Origin of the sequence: Microcoleus sp. A003_D6, assembly GCF_036702825.1 — a bacterium.
In the GTDB taxonomy this organism is placed as follows: domain Bacteria; phylum Cyanobacteriota; class Cyanobacteriia; order Cyanobacteriales; family Microcoleaceae; genus Microcoleus.
In genome coordinates, this window is sequence record NZ_JAUBWA010000090.1 from 22,552 (window position 1) to 31,601 (window position 9,050).

Consider the following 9,050-nt stretch of genomic DNA (forward strand, 5'->3'; position numbering starts at 1 on the left):
CCATTCTCGCTTAACAGACAATATGCCTGTTCCACAGGAGAGGAATTTTGTTGTGGAACAGGCATCTTGCCTGTTCCTAAAAGGCTTATTGACAATACTGCAAGAGCTGAGTTAAAACCGACAAGGCAAGAATTCTCATTTTGACCCTAATCTTATTTTAGAGAGTTCACTAATTTCTCAACTCGTGCTTTAATTTCATCTCGAACGCGGTGAAAAGTTTCGATTGGTTGTCCGTCGGGGTCGTCGAGTTGCCAATCTTCAAACACTTCTCGCAGAACCCACGCTTCGGGTAAATTCACGCCGCAGCCACAGAGAGAAACTACTGCATCGTAGTCTTCTGCATTGAATTCGCTTAATGGGTTTGATGTTTGATCGGTGATATCAATGCCGATTTCTGACATGACTTGAATTGCTGTCGGGTGAACTTTGCTTGATTCTAAACCGGAACTGCTGACGGCAATTTTGCCCTCTCCGATGGTTTTAGCGAATCCTTCTGCCATTTGCGATCGGCAGGAGTTTCTTTTGCAAACAAACATTACTTTTTTCATGGTTTTGGTTAGTTGTTGGTTGTTGGTTGTTAGTTGTTAGTTAGATGTTTCAAGGGCGCGATTTGCTACGTCGATCGTCTCTTTAGCTGCTTGTTCCTTGCGTTCGCTGTAGCGATCGGTCAAATAGTCCGTTTGCTCGCGCAACAGCAGGGTAAACTTGTACAGTTCCTCCATTACGTCGATCGCGCGATCGCGGTAAGGCGAATCCTTCATCGTCCCATCATCATTAAACTCCTGATAAGCTTTAGCAACCGAAGACTGATTTGGAATCGTAAACATCCGCATCCAGCGGCCCAAAATTCTCAAAGTATTCACAGCATTAAAAGACTGGGAACCGCCGCTAACTTGCATCACCGCCAAAGTTCGGCCTTGAGTCGGTCTGACGGCCCCAATACTTAAAGGAATCCAGTCAATTTGATTTTTCAGAATGCCGGTAATATTGCCGTGCATTTCTGGACTAGACCAGACTTGACCCTCCGACCACAAACTCAATTCGCGCAATTCTTGAACTTTGGGATGCGTATCGGGAACGCTGCCGTAAATCGGCAATTCTAGAGGATTGAAAAATCGAACTTCTGCACCGAAACCCTCAATAATTCTCGCCGATTCTTCCGCCAACAAGCGGCTGTAAGAACGCTCTCTTAAAGAGCCGTATAGAAACAAAATTCTCGGTTTGTGCGTAAAATTTGCCATGATACTTTCAATTAAAATCCCGAAATCCGTTCGACAGTTCCCGATAAACTGCGACTGCTAATTGCGCTCCCCAAATCGGAGCAACCCAATAAACCCAATGGTTCTCCCAAATCCCGCCAACTAAAGCCGGGCCGAGCGATCGTGCCGGATTCATGCTCGCTCCGGTAATCGGCCCCATAAATGCAGCTTCCAACCCTACAGTTAACCCAATTGCTATCCCCGCAAAACCGATGTGAGCGCGTCTATCTAATCCCGAACCGAGGATAACAAACATTAGGATAAAAGTCAATACTGTTTCTAGGATTAGAGACTGCAACCAGTTGCCGTTAAGAGGGATAGTTGCACCGAGATTTGCTACTTTTCCTAAAGTAATTAACAGCAGCGCGGAAGCTGCGATCGCCCCCAAACACTGCGCCAAAAGATAAGGAAAAACTTTGTATTTTGGAAAAAAACCGCTCGCCCAAAATCCTAAAGTTACGGCTGGGTTAAAGTGCGCGTCGCTGATGTGTCCGATCGCGTAAATCATCGCAGCTACAACTGCACCAAATACAAAACTGATGCCTAAATGAGTTACAGAACCACCGCTAATTTTGTTAACCATCACCGCGCCCGTGCCTGCAAAAACTAGAATAAATGTACCCAGAAATTCGGCGATTGCTTCTCTCCTGCACTCCGGTGAGAACAACTTGCTCGCTGTCTTATAAACTGACTTGAACATTGAGTCGATCCGTGATAAGTTTACCTCTGTTGTAGGATTATAGTTGCAATGCAGAAGCCTTCCCACTGATACCTAAAAAGTTGCCTGTTGTCGCAATAACTCTCCAATTGTCGAGTCAAGCTGAGCTTTGCCGCCAAAAACTGTGCCCACCTTGCCATTGTAAAAGTGCTGATAAATTAGTTGATACCCTTTTGTGGGTAAAGGAATATAACCCACAGAACTAACTAAGGTCGGAGCTTTCTTCATGTAGAATTCTACAAAGTTGCGTAGTTCTACTTTAGTTTGAGCTGATTGGTAGTTGACATAGATAAATAGAGGTCGCGCCAGGGGCTGATACTGAGCTTTTTCTACAGTTTCGCGGGAGGGCAGCACTGCTCCTTTGCCTCTGTCAATAGCTACAGCTTTCAATTGACTTTGATTGACTTCGTAATAGGACAATCCAAAGTAACCTAAAGCATTTTCGTCTTTAATAACTCCTTGCACTAAAACTGTGTCGTCTTCACTAGCTGTATAGTCGGTACGGCTGGCTTTTGCAGTACCTACTGTTGCCTCTGTGAAGTAGTCAAATGTACCGGAATCTTTGCCTGCACCGTAAAGGGTGATGGGTTGATTTGGCCAATTGGGTCGAATCTGATTCCAGCGGGTAATTTTTCCTTGGGCGGCGGGTTCCCAAAGTTTTTTTAGTTCGGCTACTGTGATGTCTTTTGCCCAGCTATTTTTGGGATTGACTACTACTGTGAGAGCGTCAAAGGCGACAGGTAATTCGTAGTAGCGGATGCCAGCTTTGTTGCAGGCTTCCATTTCCTCTAGGCTGATGGGTCGCGAGGCGTTGCTGATGTCTGTTTCGCCAGCACAAAACTTTCTAAATCCTCCACCAGTACCGGAGAATTCAACAGTAATTGATGCTTTTTTGGGATTGGTATTTTGATATTCTTTGACGATCGCATCCGTAATTGGATACACGGTGCTGGAACCGTCAATTTTAATGCTTTGCGACTCTTGCGACTGGACTTGAGTGCAGGAGTTGAGAAGGGCGATCGCACCTACGATCGAAGCAATTATACTTAGTGCGAAAACCTTGGGCTTTTCTGCTGGGTTCATTGACCTCACCCAATGCCATAACTAAGGGGTACACTGGAATCATATCAATAAAATTTGATATGTCAAGTATGCAGGAAGACAAACAGCCACTAGATACATTAAGAAATGTTGATTGGTCAACCCGCGTCCGAACAAGGGCGTGCCGGCAGGATTTGGCTAAAACGGCGGTATTCGGCGAGGTACTGTTCGAGGGCGACAAACTGAGCTAGATTGAGGCTGTAGTAGATCCAGCGGCCTTCTTGGCGGCTGCGGACTAAAGCTGCATCCTTCAAGGTTTTGAGGTGGAAAGAGAGTTTAGGCTGAGGGACAGAAAGCCGATCGCACAATTCGCAAACGCACAACTCCTGTTCCCGCAGCAACTCCAGAATCTGAATCCGCAGGGGGTCAGAAAGAGCGTGAAAGCCTGCGGAGACAAGTTTTTCCGAAATCTGTCGCTGTGAAGTGCGATCGGGCGCAGCCGTAGAATTTTTAAGCATCAATTATTTAGAAAACATCCTTACAAAACATCATATTTTCTGAAGCTTCATGGCAGAAAATTGCTGCATTTAGCATCGACAGATCCTTCAGACTGGATACTACTTAGGACTCTGTACCCTTGCCGGCACATCTGTCAGTCCCGCCTTCTGCATCAGCGAAATCACCCCTACAGATAGAATTCCCCCAATGATTGCCCCGACAACTACCAGGATGATAAAGACTTTTTGCAGAGTTTTTTTAGTGGCCGGGTGGTACTGTCTCGGCAATTCTTGACCTTGCTCGTCCACTTCTTGCTCCAAGGGGTCTAGCGGATTGGAGGGATTTGAGTTAAAGGGATTGGGCGCTTGATTCATGGCTGGCTTTGGTTAAATGAGATCAACAATTATTTTAACTTGCGATTTGCCCTTGCGGGTTAAAGAATAGACCTCTTGCAAAAATCCTTTTCATCAATTGATGGGACGGGCAAGATGCCCATCCCACAAGAGTTATTTTTTTTGTGGGACGGGCATCTTGCCCGTCCTATTTATTTTTGCAAGAGGTCTAATACATTCTGGTTTCACTCAAGACTCTATAAATTTTATTAAGATACCGATAATTTTACCAACATTATTAATAAAATATTCGCTGGTGTCAATCTCGATCGCACTTCCTTCTAGTTTGATAAATTTCCAGATACTCCCAGTTGTGACCACTCCATAAATTGTCTTAATGTCATTTTCTTGACGCTGGTTAAATATTTGTGCTGCGATCGTTTCTGCCATGCACTGTCCTAAGCCGGATTGAATGTTGTCATTTTTGGCTTCCACCAAGGTGATAACTGGGGATTCAATGACAAGCTGTTCGGGCGATCGGCTAATTAGAAAATCGCAATAACCGCTCAAACCCCTAGCAGCGTCTACATTGAATTCTCGACCTGAAAATAAACTCATCCGTTCCGGTAGCTTTTTTTTGATTTCAACTAATATTGGGGCGACAATTAGCTCGGATCGAGCTTTCTAGGAATTAATCTCTAGTGCTAAAGGCAGATTGAATTGCAAAGTTTCTTTCAAAAAATTGCTGGGTTCTATTTCAAGGATATCGGCAAATAAACCTGTTGTTCTCATCAAGGTTATACCAAAATTTGTCTTAATTTGTTCGATGCTAAATTGACTGTATGGCATTTAACTCCGTCTCCCGAAAAATTAAGTATTTTTAAGAAGCTAATATCACATAACTCATCATATCACTTGAGGTGCTAAAATTTAGTCAGATACAAGGTTTCCACAGTTCCCAAAATTTTTATACTATGACGTTACACGAACTTCAAGACCGAGCACTGAGGTTGTCTGCCGAGGAGCGATGGCAGTTGATCGATGCCTTGATGCGATCGCTCCAACCGAAACTCCGATCGAAGGTGAAACCGAAGGGTTTAGCCGCGAGTTTAATTGGCATTGCGAAAACGGACGCGCCACCACCTACAGATGCAGAAGTAAAGGCAATGTTGGATGAGCGGTTAGTGCAAAAGTATCTGTAATGAAAGTTTTATTTGATACCAATGTTTTACTGGATGCAATGCTGGCCCGCGAACCTTTCGTAGCGGATGCTGCTTTTTTACTCAATGCCGTTGAATCGGGGCGTGTTGAAGGGTTTATGTCGGCGACCACAGTTACGGATGTGCATTATGTCGTTGGACGACAAACCAAGAGTTCTGAAGCTGCGATTGCCGCCGTAACTCGACTTTTGGCATTGATGGAAATTTGTGCGGTGGATCGAGAGGTTCTGGAACAAGCGATCGCCCTGGGATTGCCGGATTTTGAAGATGCGGTGCAGATAGCGTGTGCGATCGAGTTAGAGTTAGAGGCGATCGTTACTCGGGATGTGAATGGATTCGCAGGGTCGCCGATTCCTGTTTTGTCACCTCAAGAACTGAGAAATCGGTTGACTTAGCAGAGGGCTCAATAAATTAGGCGATCCGTGTTTCATTCCCGCCTTAAAAGCGCGGAAATGAAACGCTTACAACAAAAATATCGGTATCTGTTATCCTTCTGCTTTTGACAGGCGATCGAGAGAAATTGTTGCCGCTTGAGATACTTGAGAATTGCTATCTTTTTCTAAGTATTTTAAAGCCGAAACGCTCTTAACACTCGGCAAATTGCCCAAAGCTTCAGCCAGCCTCTGGCGGATCAGCCAATCTTCCGACTGAGCAAAATTGAGGATGCGATCGATCGCCCCAATATCTTTAATTTCCCCCAAAGCCGAAATTGCCGCCTGCTGGATCACCACTTGCTCGCTGTCGAGAGCTTTTAGCAGCACGTCGCGAGCCCGGGGATCTTTGAGATTCCCCAGAGAAACAGCAGCACTGAAGCGCACCAGCCATTGAGTATCTTCGTAAAAAGCCCGCACCAAAGCCTCAAAAGCTCTGATATCTTCCAGATAGCCCAAAGCACCCGCAGCGTCAGCGCGAATGCCGTAATCTGGGTCAGTTTCTAGCAATTTGACTAGAATGGGATAGCACTCAGCAGTCGGTTTGACCCCGAGAGCAAACACAGCCATCGATCGCACTTGCAAACTTTCGTCGTTCAACACCTTTTTAATCAAAGGCACCGCCTCAGCAGCAGGCACGTTCCGCAAGTTGGCCAAAGCCACCATTCGATCGGCTGAATTTTCGCTTTCTAACTTGGCGGCAATTTGGTCTAAGCTTAAAGTTGTCATTATGGATAAATCTTGTAGTAAAACTTTACATTCTGGTTATTTTGATTATAGGGGAGTCTCAGGATAAAAGCAGGCAGTAAAAACCGCCCTGCGTATTTGAGATCGGTGAGATTGCGAATTAGTCACACCATTAATCTAAAGCTCAGATTGCGTGCAAATAATAAATTACAAAGTCTATTATTTAAATCCCAAGCACAGGCGAGGTGTTTCTCCCGTTCCCCAAGGCTTTGCCCGATCGTTAGCCGCCCTCTGACAACCTGCAATCAACTATGCCCTCTTACCACCCGCCCTTTTACTCCTCAGCCTTAGAACAAGCGATCGACCGCTACCCCCTAACTGCCGCGCCAGAAACTTCCTTACCAGTGGCGATCGCCCTGATGAGTCAGTTGCGAAACAGTTGTCCTCTAGTCAAAACACCTGTACCCTCAGACCGGGGGGCGATGACCGAAACATCCCCGCCAGAAAAGATGCGGGCCCGCTGCGTGTTCGTCGTGCAGAACCAGCAGACTATTACCGCAGGCAACTTATCCGACAACCCCAGCCGCGGACTGTTAATCGGCATATTAACACCCGCCGACCTAGTAAGGCTGATAGCTTCTGGCACAATAGACAACCATCACAAAGGAGCCTCGCACAAAATACCAATTTCCGAAGTGATGTCCCCGGTGTCGGTCTCCCTCACAGAATCCGACGACCAAGACGTGTTTACCGCTTTATCCTTATTTCGCCAGCACAAGATTCGCTATTTGCCGATCGTCAATCAATTTCGCCACTTGGTAGGAGTGCTGACGCGGGAAAGAATTCGCCAAGTATTGCAGCCTTCAAACATTCTCAAATTGCGGCGCGTAGCAGAATTGATGACTACGCCAATTACAGCGCCCCATACCGCCTCGCTGCTAAGCATAACCGAACTGATGTCACAGCATCAAGCAAGTTGCGTAGTCATTACAAAAAACAAAGAATTAACAATGGAGAAGCCCAAAGATGACTATACCTCCATTTTTCACTATTCCTTTCACCACCCCCTGGGAATTATTACCGAATATGACATTGTGCAGGCACTGTTTCTCGAACTAAATTTCAAGCAAACCCCAGCTCAAAAAGTTATGAGAACTCCCCTGCAATTTCTGCAACCTTCCGATTCCCTGTGGACGGCGCACAAAGAAATGCAGCAGCAACAAGTGCAGCGGTTGGTCGTGTGCGGTGTGCGCGGAGAACTGTTGGGAATTATTACTCAAACGAGCTTGCTCCGAGTCCTCGACCCGACCGAAATGTACCGAGTTGTCAAACAGTTGCAGCAGTCAGTTTATCAGCTCCAAGCCGAAAAAGTGGAACTGCTGCAAAGCCGTAACGCCAAACTGGAACAGCAGGTGCGGGAACGGACTGCAAAACTCCACGAACAATTGCAGCGCGATCGGCTGTTAACTCACATTTCCTTGCGAATTCACCAATCCTTAAACCTAGAAGAAATTCTCCACGCCAGCGTCGATGAAGTCCGCCAAGTTTTGCAAGCTGACAGAGTAGCAATCCTGCATTTAGAGTCGAGCAATTCCGGCATTGTAGTGGCAGAATCCGTTGCAGAAAATTGGCCTTCTATCTTGGGAGAAATCCTGCCCGATAATATTTGGCAAGAATCTGCAACGGCCATCGAACAGGAAATTTATGCCGTCCCCGACATCGACCAAGCCCGTTTGAGTGCCGAAAAATATGCGCGGTTCCAGCAAGCGCAAATCAAAGCTTATTTGATTGTACCAATTTTGCAAGACGGCAATAATTTATGGGGAATGATGTGCGTCCATCAGTGTTCCAAATCCCGGCAGTGGCAGCCTTCGGAAGTGGATTTGCTCCAGCAACTGGCAACTCAAATCGCGATCGCCATTCAGCAAGCCCAACTCTACCAGCAAGTCCAAAACCTCAACACCGACCTCGAACGCCAAGTCCAAGAACGCACCGCCGAATTGCAGCAAAAAGTTCACGAACTCCAGCATTTAAACGTCCTCAAAGATGAATTTCTCAGCACAGTTTCTCACGAACTGCGGACGCCTTTAGCTAATATAAAAATGGCTATTCATATGCTGAGAATTTCTCCCACACTAGATCGGCGCCAGATTTATCTTGAAATTTTAGAAACAGAATGTACTAGAGAAACTGATTTGATTAATGATTTGCTCGATTTGCAGCGGCTCGAAGCAGCAACTTGTCCGATCGACCTGGAACCAGTAAACTTAGAAGTCTGGCTGCCTACTATTATCGATCCGTTTTACACCCGCGCCCACAACCGCCACCAGCATTTGCGAGTAGAGTGCGATCGCCACCTCCCCACGATCTGTTCCAACCGCGCTAGTTTGGGACGCATTTTAGCAGAGCTCCTCAACAATGCCTGCAAATATACTGCTAATGACGGCGAAATCTCTCTCAGGGTTGAGTGCAAAAAGGGAGACTGCGAAGATGGAGGACAAAGGAAAAATCCGCGACAAGCAAGTGCTATCGCTGCCGAAATCGAATTTACACTCAGCAATCAATCGTCCATTTCGATACAGGAATTGCCTCGAATTTTTGAGAAATTTTATCGCGTTCCCAACGCCGACCCCTGGAAACAAGGAGGTACAGGTTTGGGTTTAGCTTTGGTTCAAAAACTTGTCGAACAGTTGCAGGGAAAAATTGAGGTTGAAAGCAGCAATGGCTGGACTAATTTTACAGTCACATTTCCTACAAACCCGGATGGGAATTAGTCCGCCATCAATCGATTTTAGATTTTAGATTTTAGATTTTAGATTTTAGATTTTAGATTTTAGATTTTAGATTTTAGATTTTAGATTTTA

Annotated in this window: 12 protein-coding genes; 3 read left to right on the forward strand and 9 right to left on the reverse strand. The window is 45.8% G+C overall.

Features of this window, described 5'->3' with window-relative positions; genetic code table 11:
* Positions 1-152 precede the first annotated feature (152 nt).
* The 8 genes from arsC to QUB70_RS22510 form a co-directional block, all read right to left on the reverse strand.
* The gene (gene arsC / locus QUB70_RS22475; RefSeq protein WP_332983543.1) at positions 153-548 is read right to left on the reverse strand and encodes an arsenate reductase, glutathione/glutaredoxin type; all 396 of its coding nucleotides are present in this window, start codon (positions 546-548) and stop codon (positions 153-155) included.
* 36 nt (positions 549-584) lie between these two features.
* Positions 585-1,241 carry an arsenical resistance protein ArsH gene (gene arsH, locus QUB70_RS22480; protein ID WP_332983544.1) on the reverse strand — a complete coding sequence of 219 codons (657 nt, stop codon included), beginning with the start codon at positions 1,239-1,241 and terminating at the stop codon, positions 585-587.
* Positions 1,242-1,248: 7 nt separating this feature from the next.
* Positions 1,249-1,959, reverse strand: coding sequence for an MIP/aquaporin family protein (locus QUB70_RS22485; RefSeq protein WP_332983545.1), 711 nt, complete (start codon positions 1,957-1,959; stop codon positions 1,249-1,251).
* A gap of 72 nt (positions 1,960-2,031) precedes the next feature.
* The gene (locus QUB70_RS22490; RefSeq protein WP_332983547.1) at positions 2,032-3,060 is read right to left on the reverse strand and encodes a PstS family phosphate ABC transporter substrate-binding protein; all 1,029 of its coding nucleotides are present in this window, start codon (positions 3,058-3,060) and stop codon (positions 2,032-2,034) included.
* Positions 3,061-3,176: 116 nt separating this feature from the next.
* Positions 3,177-3,536 carry an ArsR/SmtB family transcription factor gene (locus tag QUB70_RS22495; protein WP_332983548.1) on the reverse strand — a complete coding sequence of 120 codons (360 nt, stop codon included), beginning with the start codon at positions 3,534-3,536 and terminating at the stop codon, positions 3,177-3,179.
* A gap of 99 nt (positions 3,537-3,635) precedes the next feature.
* Complete coding sequence (locus QUB70_RS22500) at positions 3,636-3,890, reverse strand: hypothetical protein (RefSeq protein ID WP_332983549.1); 255 nt, start codon at positions 3,888-3,890, stop codon at positions 3,636-3,638.
* A 207-nt stretch (positions 3,891-4,097) separates the two neighbouring features.
* Entirely contained in the window at positions 4,098-4,466 is a 369-nt protein-coding gene (locus QUB70_RS22505) for a hypothetical protein (protein ID WP_332983550.1), read from the reverse strand.
* 66 nt (positions 4,467-4,532) lie between these two features.
* On the reverse strand, positions 4,533-4,697 hold the full coding sequence (locus QUB70_RS22510) for a hypothetical protein (RefSeq protein ID WP_332983551.1): 165 nt from the start codon (positions 4,695-4,697) through the stop codon (positions 4,533-4,535).
* Positions 4,698-4,822: 125 nt separating this feature from the next.
* On the opposite strand from QUB70_RS22510, the gene QUB70_RS22515 reads away from it, so the two are divergent.
* Complete coding sequence (locus QUB70_RS22515) at positions 4,823-5,050, forward strand: hypothetical protein (RefSeq protein ID WP_332983552.1); 228 nt, start codon at positions 4,823-4,825, stop codon at positions 5,048-5,050.
* On the forward strand, positions 5,050-5,463 hold the full coding sequence (locus tag QUB70_RS22520; protein WP_332983553.1) for a PIN domain-containing protein: 414 nt from the start codon (positions 5,050-5,052) through the stop codon (positions 5,461-5,463). The genes QUB70_RS22515 and QUB70_RS22520 overlap by 1 nt, the downstream gene beginning before the upstream one ends.
* A 90-nt stretch (positions 5,464-5,553) precedes the next feature.
* Here the strand turns inward: QUB70_RS22520 and QUB70_RS22525 are convergent, their stop codons facing one another.
* Positions 5,554-6,228, reverse strand: coding sequence for a HEAT repeat domain-containing protein (locus QUB70_RS22525; protein ID WP_332983554.1), 675 nt, complete (start codon positions 6,226-6,228; stop codon positions 5,554-5,556).
* A gap of 269 nt (positions 6,229-6,497) precedes the next feature.
* Between QUB70_RS22525 and QUB70_RS22530 the strand changes: the two genes are divergently transcribed.
* Positions 6,498-8,960, forward strand: a complete 2,463-nt coding sequence (locus QUB70_RS22530) for a CBS domain-containing protein (RefSeq protein WP_332983555.1) — start codon at positions 6,498-6,500, stop codon at positions 8,958-8,960.
* Positions 8,961-9,050: the final 90 nt, after the last annotated feature.